Source organism: Providencia sp. PROV150, assembly GCF_028481025.1.
Lineage (GTDB): Bacteria > Pseudomonadota > Gammaproteobacteria > Enterobacterales > Enterobacteriaceae > Providencia > Providencia hangzhouensis.
Genome location: NZ_JAMPPJ010000002.1, coordinates 68,845 through 95,286, shown reverse-complemented (window position 1 = coordinate 95,286; position 26,442 = coordinate 68,845). Strand labels below are relative to the sequence as shown.

The window sequence follows — 26,442 nt, the reverse complement described above, 5'->3', positions numbered from 1 at the left end:
ACCCTGCCTGAGCGAAGCCACTAAAGAAAATCTTCCCTCAGCTTACTGGGTTGTCGTTACGACTATACCCTGGCGTTTTTTCGCCTAAAATTTGAGTAAGCTATGAGCACTTTATTAACTGTAAAATCATTAAATTACGATACTTCAACCTCTACCTTATTAAGCGATATTTCTTTTACCATCCAACAAGGTGACCGCATTGGTTTAATTGGCCATAACGGGAGTGGAAAAAGTACATTATTGAAGCTAATAACCCAACAACTGTTTCCTAATAGTGGCAGTATTACCTATGCAAATCATTGTGTTATTGCTTATATTGAACAACATTTACCCGATAAAATCGCTTGTTTGACTCTGATTGATGCACTTGTTCAAAAACTCCCTGAACAAGATAAAGCCACTGAGCGCTGGCGGGCTGAAGTTTTATTATCAGAATTAGGTTTTACACCTGAACAATGGGAACAAAAAGCGAATGCAATCAGTGGAGGACAACATACACGTTTGCTGCTGGGGCGTGCTTTAATTGAACAACCCGATTTACTGTTACTCGATGAACCTAGTAATCATTTAGATTTGCCCACACTTATTTGGTTAGGTAATTTCTTACAGTCATGGAAAGGGAGTTTTGTGCTAATTTCCCATGACCAATCGTTATTAGATAAAGTCAGTAACTGTACTTGGATTTTACGAGATAAATCATTACATTTTTATCGGTTACCTTGCAGTGCAGCACGGCAAGCATTAAGTGAAAAAGACATCACTGATGCACGCCGTAATCAAGCAGAGCAAAAAGAAATTGACCGTATTGCATCAAGTGCCAAGCGTTTAGCGATTTGGGGGCATGTGTATGACAATGAAGCCTTATCACGCAAAGCTAAACAGATGGAAAAACATATTGACCGTCTTAAAGATGCCCAAACTGAGCTAACTGAAGGCTATCAATGGAAGCTTGCTTTAAATGGCAAAGCTATTCCTGCAGATAGAGTTTTAGAGTTGGAAAACACCGTTGTTTCAACACCGAATGGAAATCAGTTATTTAAAACGGCATTTCATCAAGTGAAAAGTGGTGATCGTATCGCTATCATGGGAGCCAATGGCTGTGGTAAATCAACACTATTACGTCTACTTTGGCAACATTATCAACAAAATTTACGCTATAGCTCACAATTGAAGTTTCATCCAGCAATTCGTGCTGGTTATTATGACCAACAATTAGAGCAGTTAAATGATAATGATAGCCTATTAGATGCACTACGTCATTTTTCACCTTTAACCGATGAACAACGAAAAATGGCATTAATTGGAGCGGGTTTTGCCTATAATCGTCACCAACAGAAAGTGGCAACACTGAGCGGTGGTGAACGCGCTAGATTATTGTTTATTGGTTTAAGTTTAGCTCAGTATGAGTTGATTTTATTGGACGAACCTACCAATCACCTTGATCTAGAAGGCAAGGAAGCACTTTGTGAGCAAATTAGCTTATTTTCTGGGGCATTATTGGTTGTAAGCCATGATAAATGGCTCATTGAAAATAGCTGCCAACGCTTCTGGTTTATCGATGATAATCGGCTAGAGGAATACCTTAATGCTGATGATATTTATCATAAAATCGAGCAGCAATCCCAGCAAGTGTTAACGTCTACGCTTGGGGAAAATGCCCCTTCTAAATCAACGATTGAAATTCTCAGTAAGGAAGCTACTCATGAAGATGAGTTGTTAGAAACATTGCTGATATTGGAGCAAAAGCTACTTGCGGATCAAAAACGCAAATTAAACCACCAAAAACCGCAATTACAGCAGCAGTGGATCAACGAAATAGCCCAAATACACGCTAAATTGGGCTTGTAACCGATACCCCTGGTTACGTTAAGTGATCAGGGGATTTTTTATGAAGTTATATATTGATATAGGATCATAGCTAAAGTTTACAAAATAATTATATGCACCCTAAAATTTACCTTATTGATGGAATAATAGAAGACTGAGTCGCGTTATTCATCAATAAGAAAATAAATAAGGTTTATTCTTTATGTCTTTTAAGTGAATAAAGATTTTGTAAACTATCTAATTGGTTATTTTATTTTTTGTTTCTTTGCTCGCTTAAAATATGAAGTTGGCACATTAGGGCATACAACCTCTTTAAATTTAACGTCTTTATTCGTCTTCACAGACGGTTCATTTTCAGATGAAACCGGGGCGTTGCTCTGTGGTATTTTGCTTGTCTCTTTCATATATAAACGCTCTTTTGCTTGTATAATATCATTCGTTTTAGCCATTTGATTTTCCCTCTGCCACTAACACTGCATTGACTTGCTCAATACGTTCCACTGCTCGGTTAATGATCTCAACGACTCTTGTTGTCTCTTCTTTCGTCAACTGTTGTATCACGATTTGGTGTCTCAACAATGACTTAAATTTATCTACAGCGCATTCAATTTCATTAGCGAATTGATTACCTGCTTTTAATTCCTGAGCATATTTTAATTTTAGTTGAACTTCTGCCAATATTTCAGCTTTGAGTAATAAAAAACAGCGACCTTCTGGCGTTATGACATAACACTTACGCCCTTTTCCATTATCTTTACCCGCCGAAATAAACCCTAACTCCTCTAATAACGTCAGAGTTGGATATATCACACCTGGGCTTGGGCAATAAAAATCTGCCGTTTCTTCTGCAATTTTTTTTATTAGCTCATAACCGTAATTAATTCCCCCTGTCAGTAAATGTAGGATATAAATCCTTAACTGTTTAGGGTTAAACATACGACTGACACTTTTACCGTTGCACAAACACGGCTCGAGTTGTTGTTCATTTGCCATTAAAATTCTCAGTGGTTATTTATATAAAAACCGATATATCTAATATGATAGTTACTTTTACAGAAAATGCCAGCTTTAGATATATCTATTTTTATGCATAACGTGCTAATGATAATCATTCTTATATGGATTATACCGACTAAATGCCGACACAACAGTAAAAAATGTGCGGTAAATTGTCTAACTGAGTAAAGTTGGCAATAGATATGAAATTAACCTATTTTTGAAGTGATAAAGCCAGCCGTCGGTATGTTGGCTGGCTATAGAAGCGAAGTGCAATTACCCAATATTAGGTAATATGTTGAAAACAATCCCTAACTGAACACCAATGACTATAATTCCACAAATAAATACTAATGAAAGACCTAATCCACCGCCTAACACTTGATATTTCCGTTGGTTTAATGTTCTTGATTTAAATGCCATAGCACTAGGTAATAATAAAGCCAGTATTGAAAGTGCGATTGCGGCATACCCTAACGCCATCACAAACCCTTTAGGATAAAATAAAGCAAAAACTAGTGGTGGTCCAAAGGTGAGCAAACCTGTTTGTAGACGCCCTGACGCATTATCTTGACGTTTAAATAAATCCGCTAGAAAGTCAAATAACCCCAAAGCAACACCAAGGAAAGATGTCGCAAGCGCCAAACTCATAAACATTTGTGCAATTAACTCTGTTTTTCCTGATTGAGCCACATCTTTAATTGCATCTAATAATCCATTAAGCCCTGCGTTTTCCGCCAAAATACCAACAAATGTGGTTGTACCAATACTCCCTAATGTTGCGATTTGCCATAAAATATAAGCAATCAACGGGATAGCACTTCCGATAATAAAAATAACCCGCAATTTTTTGACATCTCCCCCCATGTATTTAACGATACTTGGGACGCTACCATGAAAACCAAAGGAGGTAAAAAACACCGGTATAGCAGATAAAATAAGTATTTTTTCAGTTGGGGCAGCTAATAAATTTTGTTGCTCAACATGCGGCATCATTAATGCCAATATAATGACTAAGAAAACAATTTTTGCAGCAAATAAAATACGGTTGATAAAATCTACGGATGAAGTCCCGAAACATACAACTCCCCCACCAATGACGGTAAATACAACAATTCCCATCCAATCTGCCATTTCAATAGCAAAACTACTTTTCAAATTTGATGTAATGATTTCCCCTGCTCCACTGACATAAGCTGCTGTCAATGCATACATCAGGAACATCATACTAAAACCCGTAATAAATTTGCCACTAGAGCCTAAGTACCGTTGTGCAACACTACCGATCCCAGTTTCGTGAGATTCATGTTGATAAACTTCGACCAAAAGTAACGCCGTGTAGCACATCAATGCCCACAACACTAATAACATAGCGAGGCTCACTAAGAAACCATTACCCGCGGCAGCGATAGGCATGGCTAACATACCTGCGCCAATCGTAGTACCTGCAACAATAAATACACTACCAAGTGTGCGATTTTTCATATTGAGATCCTAACAATCAATTAAATATTAATTTTATAATTAGAGTGATTTAACTTATTTTCTTCATTAATGAGTTGTTGTAATTTGTCTTCAAAAATATTTTTTAACTCTGCCCAATAGGTTTCAAAATGTGCCCTATCACGCAGGCAATGTGTCATGACTGCCGCCCGTAGCACATAAATCGACCGTACTTTATGCCATTCACTATCAGAGAATTGTGCATCTCGACATAGATTCAATGGATTATCGCCATATTCTTCATAAGTTAGCGAGGTTGATGAGGTGAGAAAATCATTAGAATAACTCCGGCCTGCCGCATAAGAGCATAATTCATATAACCGTTTATTTAATTGATTTTGTTTTTCTAAAGAGGTGTTGCCAATTTCACGAAACATAAAGTTAATCATGTGAAAATCGGGCGTTGGCATCGCTATAATTGAAAATTGACGTTCCTCAATAATAAAAGGCTCACATTGATTAATTTTATCAATCATCCAATTGGCAGTGATGACCCCAGCCGCAATCACTTTTCCATACCCTAAAACATTTAACGGAACTAAGCGATGTGCAGCCCATACCGCTGCTGCGGTTGCGCCCGCTTTTGACCCTTCCATAATAGATGAGCCCAATAATACATTTTGTGTTTTTTCTGTTTTACGCTGCTTTTCTTGAACCTCTTCAAATACATAAGCGGCATGGTAAGAAACTAAATCCACAATCCGCTTATCTTTCATACAAATTGCACCTGCCGCATAAGGAATAAACCCCACCTTATGTGGGTCAACGGTAATCGAGTCCGCTTGGCTTAATGCTTTAAAGCTTTCATAAACATCACGTTTTGGCCACAACATATTTTCAGGAAAAATCCCTTCACTATGATAGCGTTGGAGTAAATTCTCATACTCCATAAATTGGTTTTCTTCATCGCGAAACATCGCACAAGCGTATCCCGCGTAAGCAGCATCGATATGCACATAAAAAGAAACCCCAAAACGTTGCTCGCATTCACGTCGTAGCTCAATAACTTCTCTGACATTGTCTATTGCGCCAGTTTCTGTGGTACCAACAACGGCAACTACCGCTAAAATTGGCTCCCCTTGCTCAATTAATGTAAATACCGTTTCACGCATTTTACGTACATCTGTTCGATAACTTGCATCAACGGGTAATTGCACAATATTCTGTTGGCCTAAACCAAGAATATCCATCGCTTTCATCCATGAATAGTGTTTAGACTGCGGTACCAATAACTTACCGAGTTTTCCTTGTTCTATTCCAACACCACGGCAGGTTAAATCACGAATTTCCTCAAAAATTTGTTGTTTCTTTAACTCGTCAATTAAATCTAGAACCGCGGAAACTGAGAGATTGAGTAACTCTTTTTCAGTTTTATCCTTTAGCAAGTATTGGGATTTTGGATGCTGCATAATCGCTAACGGTAACGTTTTAATATTTCTAGCTACCCATAATCCTTCGTAGTTAGCAACCGTTCCACCAGATGTAATATGTCCCCAAGCATGTTGTACGTCATAACCAAACATGGCACATAAATCTAACCCGGCTTCTATTTCTAAAACTGTTGTCGTTGGTGAAGATTCTTGTGCACAATTATTGGGGTTGTACATCATCGCCATGACATAAGCCAAATTAGAAATCATCAGTGTATCTGCATTCATATGCCCCATATAACGGGGGGAGAACCATGGAACCGATGTTGTTTTTAATTTTGAAGAGAGTTGATTAAGAATGCCTTCAGTACGATAAAGCGTATCTCGGTACTCGGGAGCATAACGGTCAACAGTAGAGATAAGATCAGGATCTTCAGGATGATAGCTGGAGCGCCAATGCATATGTTCACTAACTGAATACTCCATCATTTCTTTGAAAAAGACAGCATTTTCAGATTTAGGACCTAAAAATAATGCATCTACATTTATTTTTGAATTTTTAAAATTATTTATCATTACTACACCTTCAAACTACAATTAACGGGTGCTAATTGCACTTAAGTTACTTAACTTAATATCATTGGAAAGTGCATAACGGGCTGTGTTTATATAAAAGATATCAATATATTAATGATATACATTTAAAAATATCATTTAAGCATTAATTATTGATAAACAAACCGTTAATGGCCAACTTATTTATAGATATAATCTATTTCTATTAAATTATTAATAAACTAATAGGAATTTCATTCTGATTTGTGGACAAGCACAAAAAAACAAAATTTATTCAACTGTAAAGAGATTTTTACGCTGAAAAAGCTTGAATATGTAAAAAATTTGTTATAGATGGTGCGATTTTCACTGCTCTTAAAGAACTAAAGTTAAATAGTGAAAACCGCAGAAAGTAAATCCAATTAACTGTTTAGCAAAACAATTTTCCCAACAAGATCACCTGATTCCATATATTCATGGGCACTTCGCACCTGAGACAAGTGATATATTTTGTTAATAATAGGTTTTATTTCACCATTTTGTAACAACCCCCAGACTTGTTTCTTTAGTTCTTGGGCAATCACTGCTTTTTCCTCAATAGTTCGAGAACGCATTGTTGATCCCGTATGAGTTAATCTTTTTACCATTAAAGGCATCATATTTAACTCTTTAGGGTTACCTTTCATCATACCAATTTGAATTATTCGTCCAAATTTAGCAGCAACTTGATAATTTTTCGCAACATAATCACCACCGATAATATCTACGACCATATCAACACCTCGAGAAGAGGTATAATTGAGTGTTGCTTCAACAAAATCATCGTTTCTGTAGTTAATAACACAATTTGCGCCTAACGATTTTGCAACTTGAACTTTGTCTTCTGAACCAACAGTAGTAATCACTGTTGCGCCAAAGGCTTTTGCTAACATAATTGCCACGCTACCAATTCCCGATGTTCCACCGTGAATAAGTACCGTTTCGTCTTTTTTAAGTTTGCCTATTTGAAAAACATTTGCCCAAACAGTGAAAAAGTTTTCAGGTATCGCTGCACCCTCGATAAAAGATAAATTCCCTAACGGTAAGGCTATGTTTTTATGCACTAAACAATATTCTGCATAACCTCCCCCGGCAACCAGTCCACAAACTTTGTCTCCGAGCTGCCATTCCTCTACATCATCCGCCTTGGCAACTATAGTTCCTGCAATTTCAAGCCCCATAATCGGAGAAGCATCTGTCGGTGGAGGATAAGACCCCTTACGCTGAAAAATATCAGGGCGATTAACCCCCGCAGCTTCCACCTTAACGAGCAAATACCCTGCAGAAATTCTAGGTAACGGTATATCAATTAATCGCAGCTTTTCTGGTCCACCAGGTTCTATAATGTCTACAACTGTCATCGAGGTGGGTAAAGACTGTTGGATAAGTGCCATTATATTCTCCTTTTTGAGGTTAATTTGAAAAATTGATATTCCTAAATTTATTTTTGTGTTAAATTAATGCTAATTAGTTTAATATTTCGTGCTTAATTACGACAGTTTAGAGTAGTAACTACTATGATGATGTAAGTCATCTTTTTCTCGTTTAGAGGCTAAAATTTAATCTATATCAAATTATATACTTAGTAATCTTCTTTAATTTAGCATGAATATCTAAATTCACTAATTTCTCACATGCCTTCTGATTGGCTTTTTTGTTTATTAAGTCGATTCTGTCATACATTACTACTTACTAGTTGCATTATCTTATGTTAAAATTGACTCATATCAATAATTTTAACTTGATTGAGCCTTAAATATGATCCCAGAAAAAAGAGTTGTTCGTCGCATCCAGTCTGGTGGTTGTGCTATTCATTGTCAGGATTGCAGTATTAGCCAACTTTGCATTCCTTTTACGCTGAATGAACATGAACTGGATCAACTTGATAATATCATCGAACGCAAAAAACCAATTCAAAAAGGCCAAGCTTTATTTAAAGCAGGCGATGAATTGCGTTCATTATATGCCATCCGCTCAGGTACAATAAAAAGCTATACAATAACCGAAGAAGGCGATGAGCAAATTACTGGTTTTCACTTAGCAGGAGACCTTGTTGGCTTTGATGCTATCATTCATACACAGCACCCAAGTTTTGCACAAGCACTTGAAACCTCAATGGTTTGTGAAATACCTTTTGAAACCTTAGACGACTTATCAGGCAAAATGCCTAATTTACGTCAGCAAATTATGCGTTTAATGAGCGGTGAAATTAAAGGTGATCAAGAAATGATCCTTTTATTATCTAAGAAAAATGCGGAAGAGCGTTTAGCTGCATTTATTCTTAACCTCTCTCACCGCTTTGCGGAACGTGGTTTTTCACCAAGAGAATTTAGATTAACCATGACTCGTGGAGATATCGGTAATTATCTTGGCTTAACAGTTGAAACCATTAGTCGCCTTTTAGGACGTTTCCAAAAAAGTGGCATGCTAAGTGTTAAAGGTAAGTACATCACTATCGAGGATATGGCTAAACTGACTGATATCGCTGGTAAAGTTTCAGCAATTACATGCTAATATCCCTAAACGGATCACGTTATCAGTGATCCGTTTTCATTTTTTTCTCCAGATTTCTTGCCTATTTAATCTCAATATCATAGTTTATCTATATGGAAATATCCGTGTATCGAGAGGATTTCAATATGGCAAACTATAAAAACCTGCTAGTTGCAATTGACCCAAATCAGGATGATCAACCTGCATTAAGACGTGCTGTCTACATCGTGCAGCGTAATGGTGGACGGATAAAAGCGTTTTTGCCTATCTACGACCTTTCCTATGACATGACAACCTTACTTTCTCCTGAAGAACGTAATGCCATGCGCAAAGGTGTAATAAGCCAAAAAGCAGCGTGGATCAAACAACAAGCTCATTTCTATCTTGAAGCGGGCATTGATATTGAAATTAAAGTTATTTGGCATAACAAGCCATATGAGGCCATTATTCAGGAAGTAATAAATGGTGAACATGACCTGTTACTGAAAATGGCGCATCAAACCGATAATTTTGAGTCGATTATTTTTACCCCACTAGACTGGCATTTACTCCGAAAATGCCCTGCTCCCGTTTGGATGGTAAAAGACAAAGTATGGCCTGATCACGGTTCAGTGGTTGTCGCCGTTAACTTATCAAATGAGGAATCTTATCACGATGACCTCAATATCAAATTGGTCGAAAAAACAAAAGATTTAGCAACTCGCATTATTAAGGAACAGGAAATCCATTTAGTGAGTGCATATCCTGTTGCTCCTATGAATATTGCCATAGAGTTACCTGATTTCGACCCGAGCCTATATAACAACGCACTACGCGGCCAACATTTAATTGCGATGAAAGAGTTGCGGCAAAAATTTGGGATTGATGAAAAATATACCCATGTCCGTGAAGGCTTACCTGAAAAAATTATTCCAGATATGTGTGAAGAATTGCACGCTGGGGTTGTGGTACTGGGTATTTTAGGCCGCACAGGCATTTCAGCGGCTTTTTTGGGGAATACCGCGGAGCATGTCATCGATAAGCTAAAATGTGATTTATTAGCGATTAAACCTGACGGTTTTGTTTGTCCTATCAACCCTGCTGATGATGATTAGCTAATCATCTAAAACTTATTAAGCCCCAATAATATTTATGTTATTGGGGCTTAATTTAATCATGGCTAAGTTATTGCTGAACTGAACTTTGACTAAGTATCGGCCAAGCTTGCATAGCATTAAAAATGACTTGATTAAGTCTTTCAAGATCAATTCCATCACAAGCTTGTATGGTAAAACCATCAATTACCGTTATATAAAAATCAACGATAGCTTCAATCGGCGCATCTGGAGCAACATCACCATCATCAATACCTTTACGCATACGTGCCAGTAGAATTTCCTGATAACTTTTCCGTTTTTCTTGGACGTTTAATTGCACATCTTCGATTTGCTTTGACCCATTCATTGTCGCTGTAATCAGCATACAACCTGCAGGCTTGTTTGGCTGAATTAGCCTTTTAGCGCTTTCATACATCAGCAATTCAATTGCAATTTTCGCTGTTTTGGCTTGCTTTACAATAGACAAAATAGGACAAGCTTCATTCATCAAATAATAATCAATACATTGATTAAACAACGATGCTTTATCACCAAAAGCACAGTAAAGGCTAGGCGCTGTGATACCTAGCTCTTGAGTTAAATCGCTAATTGAGGTTGCAACATAGCCATTTCGCCAAAACAATAGCATGGCTTTAGCTAGTGCATCTTGTTGGTCAAAGCCTTTAGGCCGCCCGCGTTTTATTTGATTCATATTCTCACTTTACTCGCAGTCAATTCACTATACCACAACTATTTTATAGTGATCATTATAAAAATAATTGACAACGTCTAAATTCACATAAACAATAGCGCCATGATTTTATAGCGGTCACTATAAAATCATTCTTTTTTGTAAACTACTTAACTTTCATGGAAAGCGCATGACAACAACTCATATTTCTTCGCATAATGGTAACTGGCTTTCACTATTATCTGCAACTTTTGCTTGCTTCATTATTGTTACTGGTGAGTTTTTAGCCATTAGCGTGCTAAATAACATCGCTTATGATTTTCAAATATCAACAGGTACCGCAGGGCTTACAGTCACTGTCACATCTATCGCAGGTATGGCATCCTCCCTATTTGTCCCCATTTATGCAAAAAATATCGATAGACGCCAAGTTTTACTTTTCTTAGTTGCTCTCATGATATTAGCTAATGCAATTACGGCTTTCGCGTCTAATTTTAGTTTAGTTTTATTAGGTAGATTCGCATTAGGAATTGCACTAGGGGGTTTTTGGGGAGTTGCAGCAGGCTTAGTGATACGTCTAGCACCTAAAAATATGTCAATAACCACATCCGTAACAATATTCTTTTCAGCCGTCACATTAGTCACCGTGCTCGGAGTACCTCTAGGCGCTTGGTTATCTGATAATTATGGTTGGAGAATGCCTTATATTGCGCTGGTTATTGCAGGTGCTGTCGCGTTTTTAATGCAGTATTTCTCTTTACCATCATTAAAACCTTCTTCGTCTATGCAATGGAAGGAATTGTTATTGATGCCATCGCACCCTATTGCGCGTAAAGGGTTAATTATATTCACACTGATTTTTTTAGCACATTTCTCTGCGTATAATTATTTTACGGTGTTCTTTAAACAAACCGCAGGTTTTATCGAAGGACAAATTTCAGCACTATTGCTCTTTTTTGGGGTGGCCAGCGTAGTTGGCAATATACTGGCGGGTTATGTCGGAAAATATAATGTTCGTTATAATTTCGCGATTAGTGCACTTTTATTAGCCTTAGCTTTTCTCGCATTATCTGTTTTAGATTTTAATTGGGCGACCAGTATCATATTTGTTTTTTCATGGGGGATCGCTGCGGGTATGGTTCCTGCAACAATCAATATGTGGATGCACGTTCATGTTCCGGAATTAACTGAGAAAGGTTCCGCCCTTATTACCTTTATGTTTTTAATTCTAATTACTATTGGCAGTCTAGTAGGAGGATACGTCATGGACCATTTCAATGGCGGAGTTCTCATGATGAGCATGCTCATAATATCAACACTAGCATTTTTATTAGTGTTTACCTTTGCTCGAGGGCTAACCAATTGCGCTCGATTTTGCCTCAAATGATGCGTTTATAAGGCTGCATCACATAAACTGATTTAACTCTCAAATATCAAGAAGGGGTGACTGGAATTAACCAATCACCCCTTCTTATTTACTTTACTAATTATTTTGAAATGAATTAGTAACTCATTAAATTACAATGCACGTAAGATTGCATCAACGCTATCTTTCGCATCACCAAACAACATCTGTGTATTTTCTTTGAAGAATAATGGGTTTTGTACCCCAGCATAGCCTGTATTCATTGAACGTTTAAATACAATGACATTGCTTGCTTTCCAAACTTCAAGAACTGGCATACCTGCAATTGGGCTGTTTGGATCTTCTTGAGCCGCTGGGTTAACCGTATCGTTAGCACCAATAACAAGAACGGTATCGGTATCAGAGAAATCATCATTAATTTCATCCATTTCCAATACGATATCATAAGGTACTTTAGCTTCGGCTAATAATACGTTCATATGGCCAGGTAAACGCCCAGCTACAGGGTGAATACCAAAACGCACATTAATACCACGTTCGCGTAATTTAGTGGTGATATCCGCAACAGGGTATTGTGCTTGTGCTACCGCCATACCATACCCCGGAGTGATAATTACTGATGTTGAGTTTTTCAACATTTCAGCGACTTCCTCTGCGGTGCTTTCGCGATACTCACCCATTTCTTCTTCTGTGCCTGTTGAAGAGCCATCTGTACCGAAGCCTCCTGCAATAACACTGATAAACGAACGGTTCATCGCCTTACACATAATATAGGACAGAATCGCACCTGAAGAACCGACCAATGCCCCTGTGACAATCAGCAAGTCATTGCTTAACATAAAACCTGCCGCTGCAGCAGCCCAACCTGAATACGAATTCAGCATTGAAACGACCACTGGCATGTCCGCTCCACCAATTGAAGCGACTAAATGCCAGCCAAAAGCCAAAGCTATCGCGGTCATAATTAGCATCAAGAAGACTTGCAAGCCGACACTTTCTGTTTTAACAAAAATCACTAACAGAATAAATGAAACCACTAACGCCGCTAAATTCAGTTTATGGCGATTAGGTAACATCATCGGTTTTGATGACATTTTCCCTGATAATTTACCATAAGCGACTACTGAACCGGTGAAGGTAACTGCACCAATGAAGATCCCTAAGAAAACTTCAGTTAAGTGAATGTTTTCCATCACAACATCAGCGTGCCCTTCACTTGCGATAAAGCTGTTAAAACCAACCAGCACTGCAGCTAAACCGACGAAACTATGTAAAATAGCCACCAGCTCAGGCATTTCTGTCATTTCAACTTTTTTCGCTAAGCGAATACCAATGACAGCACCAATGACCATCGCAACGATCATCCAGCCCACATTAGCACTGTGAGGACCTAAAATAGTGGCTATCAAGGCGATAGCCATCCCGATAATGCCATAAGTATTCCCACGTTGGGAACTTTCATGACGGGATAGCCCCGCAAGGCTGAAAATAAATAGGATAGCAGCAACTATGTAAGCTGCTGTCACAATTCCACTCGACAACATAAGTTACCCCTTACCCTTTACGAAACATTTTTAACATGCGTTGAGTTACAGTGAACCCACCGAAAATATTGATACTCGCGATCAATATGGCGATAAAGGATAAGAAGCTTACCCAGCCACCGCTGCCAATCTGGAGCAAGGCGCCCACGACGATGATCCCTGAAATAGCGTTAGTGACTGACATTAACGGTGTATGCAATGCATGAGTCACATTCCACACCACGTAATAACCAACCACACAAGCTAAAGCAAATACAGTAAAGTGCGATAAAAACTCTTTTGGTGCTGAATTAGCAAACCAACCAAACAAGATGATAGCTAATGCCATCAAGCCATATTTTACCGTTGGTGACATCTTTTTCTCAGGCGCTTTAACTTTTTCCACCGCTTGCGGTTTCGCCTGCGGCTGAGCAGATACCTGAATTGGGGGCGCTGGCCAAGTGATTTCACCTTGTTTAATCACAGTGACCCCACGAATTACCAGATCTTCAAAATCAATGTCTATTTCACCATTTTTCTCTTTGCACAATAACTTCATCAAGTTAACGAGGTTTGTTCCATATAACTGCGATGATTGTGTTGGTAAACGGCTTGGTAAGTCGGTATAACCAATGATTTTTACGCCATTGTCAGTCACAACCAGCTTGTCAGCTTGGGTTAACTCACAGTTCCCCCCAGTTTGCGCCGCTAAGTCTACAATCACACTCCCCGGCTTCATTGATTCAACCATTTCCTTGGTAATCAATTTAGGTGCAGGCTTACCTGGAATCAGTGCCGTAGTTACAATGATATCGACTTCTTTCGCTTGTGCAGCGAACAGTTCCATCTCAGCTTTAATAAATGCTTCTGACATTACTTTGGCGTAGCCATCGCCACTACCGGCCTCTTCTTTGAAATCTAATTCAAGGAATTCAGCCCCCATACTCTGAACTTGCTCTTTCACCTCAGGACGAGTGTCAAAGGCACGCACAATGGCACCTAAACTACCAGCAGCGCCAATCGCAGCAAGGCCTGCAACCCCAGCCCCGATGATCATGACTTTCGCTGGAGGAACTTTACCTGCGGCCGTAATTTGCCCCGTAAAGAAACGGCCAAATTCGTGAGCAGCTTCAACAATTGCACGGTAGCCGGCAATATTCGCCATTGAGCTAAGCGCATCAAGTGATTGAGCACGTGAAATGCGTGGTACCGCATCCATCGCCATCACGTTAATTTTCCTAGCTTTTAAAGCTTCCATTAGCTCAGCATTCTGTGCTGGCCAAATGAAACTCACCAGAGTCGCTCCTTCTTTTAATAGAGGAATTTCATCATCCAGTGGCGCGTTGACTTTAAAAACGATATCCGCAGCAAATGCAGTATCACGATCAACGATTTCCGCCCCCGCTTGTTCGTATGCTACATCGTCAAAACTGGCTAAATGACCCGCATTTTGTTCTACACAGACAGAAAAACCTAACTTAAGAAGTTGAGTTACTGTAGATGGTGTAGCTGCAACACGCGCTTCATTGGCAAGTCGTTCTCTTGGTATACCAATACGCATAATGTTCCCTTTTTAATGCCTAACGTAATGTTGTTAATAGAGTGTTTGCTAAAATAATGACTGTCATCACAGAGAAAAGTCTTATTTTGTGCCTAAACAGATTTTTAATGTTCTAATAACCTACTGAAAATAAGCTTCTTGATCCATAATTGATCACGATTCTTAGACAGTAAATGGAATTCGCAGTGAAAATCTTAGTTTTAGGTCAATAAAATACTGGATACTTTAAAAAATCTGGTAAATTTAACTAGTCAATAATTATTTATTTCTCATAAAAATAAAATCATGAGACAACAGGTTCCGTTACGTGTAATAATCACGTACATGTGATACAACTAAGATTCAGCATGTTTATAATAAATTGCGCAAGGCGGAAGGATTTTGTATGAAGCTGAAAACTACGGTCATCGCAGCCGCGGTGTTATCATTAACTAGTATAACTGCTACTCAGGCGGCTGTTGAATTGACGCCAAAACAGGCTACTGAATTAAAACCTTATGAGCGTATAACAGTCACCGGGCGCTTTAATGCTATTTATGAAGCATCCGATGCAGTCTCCCGTAGGGCTGATAAAATGGGGGCATATGCCTTTTACATTCAAAGCCTTGATGATGTAGGTGATAGCGGCAACATGCGTGTTGTTGCTGATGTCTACGCAAAAGACGCACCACAAGTTGATACACCAAAACGTCGTGTATTCGGTGGTGTTGAGGAAATGTCAAAAACTGACGCAACAGAATATGAGCCTTTTGATACTGTTACTGTAAGCGGTTTTTACCCTTCTCAACCAGACCTATATGAGGCTATCGCCAAAAAAGCACTTGAGAAAAATGCTGCCTCGTTCTATGTGGTTCGTAATATCGCAATGAATGATGGTGGAAATACATTAGCAACTGCTTATATCTATAAGAAAGATGCACCGAAACGACAAGTTCTTAATGAAGACGCAGTGGTTCCTGCCGATTCTGACGCTGGTCGTGCTCTGTTAGCAGAGGGCGGTGAAGCGGCTAAAAAAGTTCGCATTCCTGGTGTTGCATCTTCTGAAGAACCAACAACCGCAGTCGGACGCTTCTTTGAAACCTCTAGCAGTCAACCGGGTCGTACTAGTGTGACTCTGCCAAGTGGTTATGTTATCGAAGAGGTCAACAAAACAGCAGCTGCACAAATGGTCCCATTTGACTCTATTACATTCTCTGGATATTACACCAATACACCTGAAGTACGTTACCAAATAGCAAAACGTGCGGAAGCGAAAGGGGCTAAATATTTTCATATTACAAGAGAATGGCAATCTAATGGTGGCAGTGTCACTATCAGTGCTGACTTGTTTAAATAGTCCTAATTTATGTGATGTTAAAACCAGCCTACTCGGCTGGTTTTTTTGTTTTTAGACTCTCACTTTAGATTATATCTCGTCCTTTACTCTATTCATCCTCACTCTTTTGAAAAAGTGCATAAAACATCTTAAAAAATGCATACATTACCATTGCATATCTGTCATTTCGTTCGTAGAATCCACACTCTGAAAACATGCAGTCATTCTATCTGCTTTTTTAATGGCTACTAGTTAAACTCATTATTGTAATGGCACTTTAACGTCATTTTAACTTTTGATTTCTGAACGTTCAGGATTTACTTTGAAAAATACTTTGAGTCTTACCGCACTAACTGCGCTAGTTCTTAGCTCAATGGTTGGCGCCGGTGTTTTTAGTCTCCCTCAAAATATGGCTGAAGTGGCTAGCCCTCTCGCATTAATAATCGGTTGGTCAATTACCGGTGTGGGCATCCTTTTTTTAGCATTTGCCTTATTGTTGCTTTCTCGCATACGACCTGACCTTGACGGTGGGATATTTACTTACGCCAAAGTCGGCTTCGGGGAATTAATTGGTTTTTGCTCGGCGTGGGGTTATTGGCTATGTGCAGTAGTTGCGAATGTGTCTTATCTTGTTATCGTATTCGCAGCAATCAGTTTTTTTACTGATACTCCTGACAACATTATTTTTGGTGATGGGAATACATGGCAAGCCCTAGTCGGAGAATCAATACTCCTCTGGTTTGTGCACTATTTAGTTCTTCGTGGAGTACAAACAGCCGCTGGAATTAATAAACTTGCCACAATGGCAAAATTGGTTCCCCTTGGCTTATTTATTGTATTGGCTTTTTTTGCGTTTAAACTTGATATTTTCAATGCAGATTTTAGTGGTATCGAATTTGGCGTTCCTGTTTGGGAGCAAGTCAAAGATACCATGCTGATTACACTATGGGTATTTATTGGTATCGAAGGTGCCGTTGTCGTCTCTGCACGAGCGAAAAACCGCCGCGATGTTGGCTTAGCAACAATTTTCGCTGTGAGTTCTGCTTTAATTATCTATATTCTAGTGACCTTACTTTCTTTAGGTATTATGCCTAGAGCTGAACTTGCAGAAATAAAAAATCCATCCATGGCCCCTCTCATGATAAGTTTAATTGGTTCGAGTGGTGATATTATTATTGCAGCGGGCCTAATTATTTCTGTTTGTGGGGCTTATCTCAGTTGGACTATTATGGCCGCTGAAGTACCTTATATTGCAGCCCAATACCAATCATTTCCTAAAATATTCAATAAATTAAATAAGAATGATGCCCCATCATCTTCTTTATGGCTCACTAATGGTGCAGTTCAGCTATCTTTGGTTCTTATTTGGCTTAGTGGGAGTAATTACAATACATTGCTTACCATTGCCTCTGAAATGATTTTAGTCCCCTATTTCCTTGTTGGTGCATTTTTAGTAAAAGTAGCTTTTGAACGTCATAATAAGGCATTACTTGCCGTTGGAGCTATTGCCAGTCTTTATGGTCTATGGTTGCTTTATGCATCAGGGTTAATCAATTTACTATTATCCGTCGTTTTATATGCCCCTGGTATTTTGGTATTTTTCTATGCTCGCCAGCAGCAAACCAACCAAATGCCATTAAAAGCGATTGAAAAAATCATGGCATATGCCATTGCTATCGGCGCTATCCCTGCGCTCTATTATTTGGTTGCCTAGTTTTAGAAACGAGGGCTTAATTTTAACCCATAAATTTAAGCCTTCATTTACTGCAACATCCTGTTTTTTTGATTACTAAATCACTCCATAATTTTCTAGTCGTAATTTCCTTCACAATTTTCGCCCTCCTTTACAATTTCCCCTCTCCTTTGTTGGTTAAAATTTCTGTTGTATGAGCTTCGATGCTTATATTTTTATCATTCATTAGTATGTTGTAACTAAACAATTAAGGTCAACTAAAAATGAAAAGCGCTTCACATACAGAATACGTGAAGCGCTAATTAATCAAAATAAGGCTTACAGTTGTTGAGATAACTGTTCCAGCGCCTGCATAATTCGCTTATCCGAAATTGGGTATGGCGTTCCAAGCTGCTGGGCAAACAGACTGACTCTCAGTTCTTCAATCATCCAGCGAATTTCTTGGACTTCTGGCATATTTCTCTGAACTGGAGATAATTTTACTAACCATTGCTGCCACATATTCTGAACATGCTCTACTTTACTCAGTTGTGCACGATCTCGGTTAGGATCAATAGCTAGTTTTTCCAATCGCCGCTCTATTCCATTTAAATAACGAAGAATATCAGGTAAGCGTTTCCAACCATGAGTAGTCACAAAACCTTTAAACACTAAGTTCGACATTTGTGTTTTTATATCCGATAACGCTATTGCCATCGAAAAATCAACCCGCCCTTTTAGACGTTTATTGATTGCAAACACCGCCGTTAATATTTGTTCAACTTGCTTAGCAATATTAACAACCACATCATTTAATTCTGCCCGTGCAAGCTCTTTCAGTTTTTCAAACTGTTCTTCATTCCATACCGCGCCACCAAAATCAGAGATTATTTGGTCGACACCACAAGCAATACAATCATCTATTAACTCCAATACCTTGCCATAGGGGTTAAAGTACAAACCCAATTTTGATTTATTGGGTAGTTTTTCATGTAAATACTTAATTGGCGATGGAATATTTAGCAGTAATAATCGACGCACCCCAGCCCACATTGCTTGCTGCTGTTCTAATTCTGTTTCAAACACCTTGATACCAACACTATTTCTTTCATCGACTAATGCAGGATAAGCTTTAACGGAATATCCGCCTCTCTTTTGCTCATAGCGTTGAGGTAATTCACCAAAACTCCAAATATGTAACCCATGTTGCTCAATACCGTCATCTACAACTTCAGACAACGTTTCTTGCACTTTTTCTTTTAGGCTATTTTTTAGCTCATCAAGATTTTGCCCTTCCGCAACGGTTTTATTTTTGTCGCCTACAACACGGTATGTCATTTTTAAATGGGCGGGAAGTTGCTCTAACTGCCATGATTCACGTTCAACAGTGACGCCTGTCATACGGCGTAATTCACGTTCAAGTTTATCCAATACACTCCCCTCAGGCTCAGGGACTCGCTCTAAAAATGCAGAAGCATAGTTAGGTGCAGGAACAAAATTTCGCCTAATTGGTTTAGGTAATGATTTAATTAAAGCAACGATTAACTCATGACGCAGTCCCGGAACTTGCCAATCAAAGCCAATATTCTGAACCTGATTCAATATCGCAAGTGGTATATGGACAGTCACCCCATCTGCATCAGTTCCTGGCTCAAATTGATAACTCAACCGAAATTTCAAATCCCCTTGATACCAATAGTTTGGGTAATCAAGAGCCGAAACATTACTCGCATCCTCCTTGATCAGCATGCTTTTTTCAAAGCTTAACAAGTCAGATTGTTGCTTAGATGCCTTTTTCCACCAATTATCAAAATGGCGAGAGGAAATCACATCATTCGGAATCCTTTGGTCATAAAATGCAAATAACGTTTCATCATCAACTAAAATGTCACGCCGACGTGATTTATGCTCCAAATCTTCGACTTCAGATAATAATTTCAGATTTTCTTTAAAGAATGCGTGGCGTGTGACCCAATCCCCTTCAACCAATGCATGACGAATAAATAATTCACGGCATAATAACGGGTCAATATTCCCATAATTAACCTGCCTTGATGTAACAATGGGTAGCCCATATAAAGTCACTTTTTCTGATGCCATTACCGCGCCTTCAGATTTAGACCAATGAGGCTCACTATAACTATGTTTAGTTAAATGTTGTGCTAAGGGTTCAACCCACTCAACATCGATTGATGCGGCAATTCTTCCCCATAATTTCGACGTTTCAACAAGTTCCGCAACCATTGCCCATTTCGGTGGTTTTTTAAATAAACCCGACCCAGGAAAAATAGTAAAACGTGCATTTCTAGCCCCAGTAAACTCGTGTTTATCTGCATCTTTTTGTCCAATATGTGAAAGCAGCCCAGCCAATAACGAAACGTGAATGCTACGAAAATCAGCCTCCGCACTATTAATGGCAAAACCTTGCTCTTTCACCACTTGCCTCAATTGGGTATACAAATCTTGCCATTCCCGAATACGCAAGTAATTAAGAAAATCTTGGCGACACATTTTTCTAAATTGAGCGTTAGAAAGCTGCGTTTGTTGTTCTTTTAAGTAATCCCAAAGATTTAAAAAAGCTAAGAAATCTGATTGCTTATCATGGAAACGACGATGTTTTTCATCAGAAGCTTGCTGTTTATCTAACGGCCGCTCCCTAGGGTCTTGAATTGATAATGCAGAAACAATCACCATTGTTTCACGTACGGCACCGTGTTTACGTGCTTCAATCACCATCCGAGCAAGCCTTGGGTCAACAGGAAGTTGGGCTAGTTGTCTACCCGTATCCGTTAGTTGATACCCTTTATCCGCCTGTTTATGGGACTTAATGGCACCTAGCTCCTCCAGTAATTTCACACCATCTTGGATATTACGTTTATCTGGAGCCTCCACAAATGGAAATGCAGAAATATCACCAAGACCAATAGAAGTCATTTGTAATATAACTGACGCTAAATTCGTCCGTAAAATTTCAGGGTCCGTGAACTCTGGACGTGATAAGAAGTCATCTTCTGAGTATAATCGAATACAAATCCCGTCAGAAACACGGCCACAGCGCCCCTTACGTTGGTTAGCTGAAGCCTGAGAAATGGCTTCAACAGGAAGACGTTGTACTTTGGTACGGTAACTATAACGACTGATTCGCGCATAACCGGTATCAATGACATATTTGATACCCGGTACAGTTAATGATGTTTCTGCTACGTTTGTTGCAAGAATGATCCGCCGTCCCCCATGAGGATGGAAGATACGATTTTGCTCACTATTCGAGAGCCTTGCGAAAAGAGGTAAGATTTCAGTGTGGCGTAAAGAAAGTTTTGATAACGCATCGGCGGTATCACGAATTTCCCGCTCACCACTCATGAAAATCAATATATCGCCATTACCTTCAACCGATAGTTCATTTACCGCATCAATTATCCCATCAATTTGGTCACGGTCACTATCGTTCTGGTCTCCCATGATAGGACGATAACGAACTTCAACAGGATAGGTACGCCCAGACACTTCAACAATTGGGGCATGACTAAAGTGCTTCGAAAAACGCTCAGGGTCAATGGTTGCTGATGTAATAATAACTTTTAAATCAGGACGTTTTGGTAATAATTGACGTAAATAACCTAAAATAAAGTCGATATTCAGGCTTCTTTCGTGAGCCTCATCGATAATAATTGTGTCATATTGCAGCAGCAGTTTGTCATTTTGTAGTTCTGCAAGCAAGATACCATCAGTCATCAATTTGACTTGCGTTGTTTCACTCACTTGGTCACTAAAGCGTACTTTATAACCAACATTTGTACCTAATTCACATTCAAGTTCTTGAGCTAAGCGTGACGCAACTGAGCGCGCGGCTAAACGTCTTGGTTGAGTGTGACCAATAAATCCTAGAACCCCTCTGCCAAGTTCAAGGCAAATTTTGGGGATTTGCGTTGTTTTACCTGACCCAGTTTCACCAGCAATAATAACAACTTGATGTTTTTTAATGGCATCTAAAATGACATCTTTCTTCTGGCTAACCGGTAAATTATCCGGATACACAATTTTAGGCGCATTTAATCTTTTAATTTCAACCTTTTGCTTTGCCTTTTCAATATCTATTTTGATAGCATCAAGTACCGCAGAGCGCGATTTTTCGTTCTGGATCTTTGCAATACCTTGCACTCTTTTTTTCAGTAACCATTGGTCACGTAATGAAGTTTGTCCAATATCAGCGGTTAATGCTGTCAGTATGGATTTCACCTGTTGAATCCTTATCTTTAATAAATTTCAATACACGATAGCCAATCAGCTTCGCAATTTGTGAGGGCTAAATTTCGCTTTTATTTTTAATTGTTGTTATCACATAAAAATACCATCAATTTTTTTGAAGAAAGCTATCTAATATTTTTCCTATCAATCAGTTACACATCACGTATTATTACCAATAAAGTTTTACCTAAAAAATAGAGGAACACATGAGTAAAGTATTACTATTGAAATCAAGTATTCTGGCTGACTATTCACAAAGCAATAAAATGGCAGATTACTTTATTCAACAATGGCAGGAAAAACACTCAGCAGATATAGTAACTGTACGAGATTTAGTCAAAGAGCCAATTCCAGCGATTGACGGTGAAATTTTAGCAGCTTTTGGTCCAAGTGACACGAAAACAGAACAACAACAAGCACATTTGGACCTGTCAAATGCATTGATTGAGGAAATTAAAGCTCACGATGTGATTGTTATTGCAGCTCCGATGTATAACTTTACGATTTCTTCTCATTTAAAACACTATTTCGACTTTATCGCTCGCTCAGGGCACACGTTTAAATATACAGAACAAGGTTCTGTTGGCTTATTAAAAGACAAGCGCGCATATGTATTAACGAGTCGAGGCGGTATTTATAAAGACACACCAACAGATACCATGGTGCCTTATTTAACACTATTTCTAAATTTCATTGGTATTACCGACGTTGAGTTCGTTTTTGCTGAAGGCACGTCGTTAGGCCAAGAGTCAGTCGAACGAGCACATCAACAAGCACAAAGCCATATAAATACCATTATTGCTTAAAATATATCCTTTTAAGCATGGTATTGTTAAAACCCAAAGCTACCATTGCTATATCTTGCGCACTTTCTGAGTGCGCTTTTTATTTCTTTTGTAACCATTGACCATTAATTCCGCGCACAAACTCCCCAGGATTAGCCCGTTCTACAAGTTTTTGTCCTGCTATCCTTGCGACATCATTTGTTTTTAGATTATTTTTTGCAGCAATTTCGCTGTACCTTTTTTCCCGTTCTTGGTTAATTTGTGCCGCTAGTTTAGTAGCCTCTGGATTACTCGTATTAATTGGAGCTAAATACCCCGATAACGTTTCCCCTAATAGACCTGTTTCTTTGGCCTCATCAACCGTTATTGCTATAGCCTGAAAGGTAGTCAATAACGAACACAGGGCAAATACTTTGATTATTCGATTCATTTTGGGTTTACCTCACCGAACAAATCACTATTTTCTTTCAATAATTCTTCTACTTGCCTATCCGCTTTTATTTGGATTTCATGTTCAATTTTTACATTCATATTAATATTGATGGGCTTATCCGGTGTTGCGACCTCAACTCGCAAACAAGCTGATAACAACAATACAATCGATATAGCTGTAGTGAATTTTAATATTTTCACGTTCATTCTTATGCTCATTATAAATTTTTTTCCAACCACTCTTCTAAAGAGCTACCAAATCGTAAACTACGCCATAATTGAAAGATATTTTCTTCATGTTGATAATGCAAATGAACTTCGCGTTTTTTCTTTTCTTGCGTGTTATACCCTTCAAGGATTGTTGTCATCTTTAACAGCCCTAAGTTTGTGACATTAACATCTGTACGGCTGCGTTTTATTTCCAAATATTGTAACCAACCCATGGCCGAACCCGCAGATATATTATCCTCTCGGATAGAATCAACAAATTGGGTATCTAGCCGTAACGTTAATGGCCCATTATTTTCTAACCATCCATCTTTAACTATCCATTCTGGGTTATTTAAATAAAAAGGTAATTCACCATTAACTTTACCGGAGACAGCAAATTGCGACACTTTTAGTATGGTAAATAACTGGCTAAGTTCAATCTGCTTTAATTTTATCGTAGAGGCTTGAGTTTGTGGCCAGCGCAGTAAATCCATCGATATTTCACCTCCTAATGTTTTAAAGCCTACATTAGTCAGTTTTAATGGCGAATTTTCCGTTGGCGGATAAGAGCCAGAGAGATCGGCTTTAATGTCAGTTAATTCGAATAAATTATTGAGCTGTTTAATACGCAACTCAACGGGTGCTTTTCCCCCCAAAGTCCAGGTACTTTGTTTTAAACGCCACGGTAAAACAAAATCTAATCCTGATAATTCGCCATCTTTTAACCAAAGGCTAGTATTCTCGACACGCCAATGTCCTCCAGCAATAAAACCCTCTTCCGGTGTTATTGAAAAAGCGGCTTGAGAAAATAATTTGCCTTGCTTTAGTTCAATTCCAAGGTCAGCAGGAATTAACGTTTGAAAAGCTGTGACCGACTGTTCAGGCCAACGAGCTTCCCCTCTTAATCTTTCACCGTCCCAGCGCCCAAAGATGACTATTGGCCCGACATCTTTAGTACTTAAATCGCCTTTAAGTTGAAACTCAGCAGGAGATTTTCCCCTAAGATCTGCGTTTAATGTGATCCTTGGCAGATAACTTTCAGTGCCTAATTGCATCCGTTCACTGGTAAGCTGTAATTTTCCATTAAAACTGGCTTTATTCTGATCACGTTGCCAAATTAATGGCTTACTTAGCTGTAAGCGTGGAGCCCTCATCGATAAAAGCCCATATTGTATTTGGTCAAACCCTGTATTTAAGCTATTTAATGTAATTAAAGTGTCCTGCCAACTCCCATTTCCCTTAATATCCCAATTAGCTGATAATGAGGGTAAATTGGCATTTCCCCAATAATTCCAAAACCATTTTCCCTTATCTAAGGTAAATTTATTAGCTTTGCCATCCAAATGAATATCAAAACTCCCCCAATATTGCTCTTTAATTTTTAGAATAGCTTGTAAACGTCCTGAAATACCCTCTTCATCTAACGATGTTCCTGCAAGTGGTAATCTAGCTTCATTAAGAACCAGTGTTTCCGAAAGACGGCCATAAGCTCTTAATAATGAACTGGATAAAAAAGAAATTTTTGGGGCAGCTAACTGGCCTGAAACCTTTGCAGGCAAATTAATATCCAGCACCATATCATCATATTTAACTTGGCCATGTAACCTAAAATTAATATCAGCATTGAGTAAATTTATCTGAGTAGATGGCACAGCTAAGACAATATTGGCTTTCCCTTTCTTTGCTTGTGTGAGCATATTAATACGCCCAGAAAATACCATTTCACTTAATGTATTATCCCAGTTATCAACTTGAAAGCTGATACCGCCTTGTAAAGGGATATCTGCTTCTTTCCATTGCCACTTACCTTGCGCTATTTGTATTCGAGAAGGCGATAGTGACCATGGTAAATAAAGCAATTCTTTCTTTGTGTCTGTATCCATGACGCTAAAGACACCTTGGTCATTCAACCAACTGAATTTAGCTTGTAAGAATTTTTCTGGGTTGATTAACTTAAAATAAGCATTCAACTCCCCTTTTTCTGGAAGCTGATTTGCCATTAAGGGAAGCTGCACATCACCAAATAATTCTACTGTTTGCTTTTGTTCTGGTAGAAATGCTAAAAAATTTTGAATGACTAATTGGTGTTCCGTATTAATTAAAGATGACAACCTTAAATTGTCGCCCCTAAAATCAAATTCTAGAGGGTTAACCTGATTTTTACGCAACCAAATACTGCCTTGGTAATCACTCCATGGCTGTATATTGGTATTATTGATAACTAATGAAAAAACCGGAATATTATCGATAAGTTCTGCAATATTAATCGGTTCATTATCCATTTCATTCGTTGGCTCAAGAGCACTCAAACATTCAGTTTTAACATCAAGGTCATCCACAATAGCGTGTAAGGGAAAGATAGAAAGTCTTGTGCTATTCAACTGAACTAATGTGCAATTATTTGCTGTTATACTGATATTTGCTATATCCAACTGGCCATGGCTAATTCTTGGTTCTGAAAACGACAGTTTAAATGGCTTAGGAAGATAGTGTGATGCAACAACTGGAGCCCAATGGGATATCGTTATCCATAAAAGTATTAAGAGAGCAATGCTTCCACCCAAAAAGCAGAGTAATATTCTGAATGCTCTTTTCATTAACTGCATTACTACGTCCCTTGTTTGAATTGTTCTATAGCGCAAGTGATAAATTTCAACAAAATTTCCTCATTAAACACGATACTAACAAAGATAAACCACATTCAATCGTAAACAGATACCTATTTTCTTAATTTATAGGTGATTTACAAACTTAATTGTCTTATTCTGAGTTTATATTTT

At 38.5% G+C, this 26,442-nt stretch carries 19 protein-coding genes; 7 read left to right on the top strand and 12 right to left on the bottom strand.

Annotated elements, in window-relative coordinates; all coding sequences use genetic code 11:
• Positions 1–102 precede the first annotated feature (102 nt).
• Entirely contained in the window at positions 103–1,848 is a 1,746-nt protein-coding gene (locus tag PSE83_RS02590) for an ABC-F family ATP-binding cassette domain-containing protein (RefSeq protein ID WP_272660623.1), read from the top strand.
• Between the two features lie 224 nt (positions 1,849–2,072).
• On the opposite strand, the gene PSE83_RS02585 is transcribed toward PSE83_RS02590, so the two are convergent.
• The 5 genes from PSE83_RS02585 to PSE83_RS02565 all read right to left on the bottom strand — a co-directional run bounded on the left by PSE83_RS02585 (position 2,073) and on the right by PSE83_RS02565 (position 7,684).
• Complete coding sequence (locus PSE83_RS02585; protein ID WP_004254804.1) at positions 2,073–2,276, bottom strand: hypothetical protein; 204 nt, start codon at positions 2,274–2,276, stop codon at positions 2,073–2,075.
• Complete coding sequence (locus tag PSE83_RS02580; RefSeq protein WP_164565299.1) at positions 2,269–2,820, bottom strand: PadR family transcriptional regulator; 552 nt, start codon at positions 2,818–2,820, stop codon at positions 2,269–2,271. The genes PSE83_RS02585 and PSE83_RS02580 overlap by 8 nt, the downstream gene beginning before the upstream one ends.
• Before the next feature lie 279 nt (positions 2,821–3,099).
• Positions 3,100–4,308 (bottom strand): tyrosine transporter TyrP, encoded by a 1,209-nt coding sequence (gene tyrP, locus PSE83_RS02575; protein WP_164565300.1) that lies wholly within the window; start codon positions 4,306–4,308, stop codon positions 3,100–3,102.
• Between the two features lie 20 nt (positions 4,309–4,328).
• On the bottom strand, positions 4,329–6,269 hold the full coding sequence (locus tag PSE83_RS02570; RefSeq protein WP_112307149.1) for a pyridoxal phosphate-dependent decarboxylase family protein: 1,941 nt from the start codon (positions 6,267–6,269) through the stop codon (positions 4,329–4,331).
• 404 nt (positions 6,270–6,673) lie between these two features.
• On the bottom strand, positions 6,674–7,684 hold the full coding sequence (locus PSE83_RS02565; protein ID WP_004254816.1) for an NAD(P)H-quinone oxidoreductase: 1,011 nt from the start codon (positions 7,682–7,684) through the stop codon (positions 6,674–6,676).
• Between the two features lie 364 nt (positions 7,685–8,048).
• Here PSE83_RS02565 and PSE83_RS02560 point away from each other — a divergent pair, with 364 nt between their 5' ends.
• Both PSE83_RS02560 and uspE read left to right on the top strand, forming a co-directional pair.
• Positions 8,049–8,804 carry an FNR family transcription factor gene (locus tag PSE83_RS02560; RefSeq protein ID WP_004254821.1) on the top strand — a complete coding sequence of 252 codons (756 nt, stop codon included), beginning with the start codon at positions 8,049–8,051 and terminating at the stop codon, positions 8,802–8,804.
• Positions 8,805–8,929: 125 nt separating this feature from the next.
• Positions 8,930–9,877 (top strand): universal stress protein UspE, encoded by a 948-nt coding sequence (gene uspE / locus PSE83_RS02555; RefSeq protein WP_036957775.1) that lies wholly within the window; start codon positions 8,930–8,932, stop codon positions 9,875–9,877.
• 70 nt (positions 9,878–9,947) lie between these two features.
• Here uspE and PSE83_RS02550 read toward each other — a convergent pair whose 3' ends face one another.
• Positions 9,948–10,571: a TetR/AcrR family transcriptional regulator gene (locus tag PSE83_RS02550; protein ID WP_004254827.1), complete on the bottom strand. Its 624-nt coding sequence runs from the start codon at positions 10,569–10,571 to the stop codon at positions 9,948–9,950.
• A 169-nt stretch (positions 10,572–10,740) separates the two neighbouring features.
• On the opposite strand from PSE83_RS02550, the gene PSE83_RS02545 reads away from it, so the two are divergent.
• Positions 10,741–11,937 carry an MFS transporter gene (locus PSE83_RS02545; RefSeq protein WP_004254829.1) on the top strand — a complete coding sequence of 399 codons (1,197 nt, stop codon included), beginning with the start codon at positions 10,741–10,743 and terminating at the stop codon, positions 11,935–11,937.
• Between the two features lie 131 nt (positions 11,938–12,068).
• Here PSE83_RS02545 and pntB read toward each other — a convergent pair whose 3' ends face one another.
• Together pntB and pntA are read right to left on the bottom strand one after the other, a co-directional pair.
• Positions 12,069–13,457 (bottom strand): Re/Si-specific NAD(P)(+) transhydrogenase subunit beta, encoded by a 1,389-nt coding sequence (gene pntB, locus PSE83_RS02540; RefSeq protein WP_094960629.1) that lies wholly within the window; start codon positions 13,455–13,457, stop codon positions 12,069–12,071.
• A gap of 13 nt (positions 13,458–13,470) precedes the next feature.
• Positions 13,471–15,000 (bottom strand): Re/Si-specific NAD(P)(+) transhydrogenase subunit alpha, encoded by a 1,530-nt coding sequence (gene pntA, locus PSE83_RS02535; RefSeq protein ID WP_004254837.1) that lies wholly within the window; start codon positions 14,998–15,000, stop codon positions 13,471–13,473.
• Positions 15,001–15,385: 385 nt separating this feature from the next.
• On the opposite strand from pntA, the gene ydgH reads away from it, so the two are divergent.
• Positions 15,386–16,336: a DUF1471 family protein YdgH gene (gene ydgH / locus PSE83_RS02530; RefSeq protein ID WP_004254841.1), complete on the top strand. Its 951-nt coding sequence runs from the start codon at positions 15,386–15,388 to the stop codon at positions 16,334–16,336.
• Positions 16,337–16,688: 352 nt separating this feature from the next.
• Positions 16,689–18,029 (top strand): basic amino acid/polyamine antiporter, encoded by a 1,341-nt coding sequence (locus tag PSE83_RS02525; protein WP_004254844.1) that lies wholly within the window; start codon positions 16,689–16,691, stop codon positions 18,027–18,029.
• 297 nt (positions 18,030–18,326) lie between these two features.
• Here PSE83_RS02525 and hrpA read toward each other — a convergent pair whose 3' ends face one another.
• Positions 18,327–22,226 (bottom strand): ATP-dependent RNA helicase HrpA, encoded by a 3,900-nt coding sequence (gene hrpA, locus PSE83_RS02520; protein ID WP_004254849.1) that lies wholly within the window; start codon positions 22,224–22,226, stop codon positions 18,327–18,329.
• 215 nt (positions 22,227–22,441) lie between these two features.
• Between hrpA and PSE83_RS02515 the strand changes: the two genes are divergently transcribed.
• Complete coding sequence (locus PSE83_RS02515; protein ID WP_272660622.1) at positions 22,442–23,041, top strand: FMN-dependent NADH-azoreductase; 600 nt, start codon at positions 22,442–22,444, stop codon at positions 23,039–23,041.
• A 79-nt stretch (positions 23,042–23,120) separates the two neighbouring features.
• On the opposite strand, the gene PSE83_RS02510 is transcribed toward PSE83_RS02515, so the two are convergent.
• From PSE83_RS02510 to PSE83_RS02500, 3 genes are read right to left on the bottom strand one after another with little or no spacing between them, the layout of a single operon-like run.
• On the bottom strand, positions 23,121–23,450 hold the full coding sequence (locus PSE83_RS02510; protein WP_153673452.1) for a YdbL family protein: 330 nt from the start codon (positions 23,448–23,450) through the stop codon (positions 23,121–23,123).
• The gene (locus tag PSE83_RS02505) at positions 23,447–23,659 is read right to left on the bottom strand and encodes a YnbE family lipoprotein (RefSeq protein WP_050763751.1); all 213 of its coding nucleotides are present in this window, start codon (positions 23,657–23,659) and stop codon (positions 23,447–23,449) included. The genes PSE83_RS02510 and PSE83_RS02505 overlap by 4 nt, the downstream gene beginning before the upstream one ends.
• Before the next feature lie 11 nt (positions 23,660–23,670).
• Positions 23,671–26,268, bottom strand: a complete 2,598-nt coding sequence (locus tag PSE83_RS02500; protein WP_004254864.1) for a YdbH family protein — start codon at positions 26,266–26,268, stop codon at positions 23,671–23,673.
• Positions 26,269–26,442: the final 174 nt, after the last annotated feature.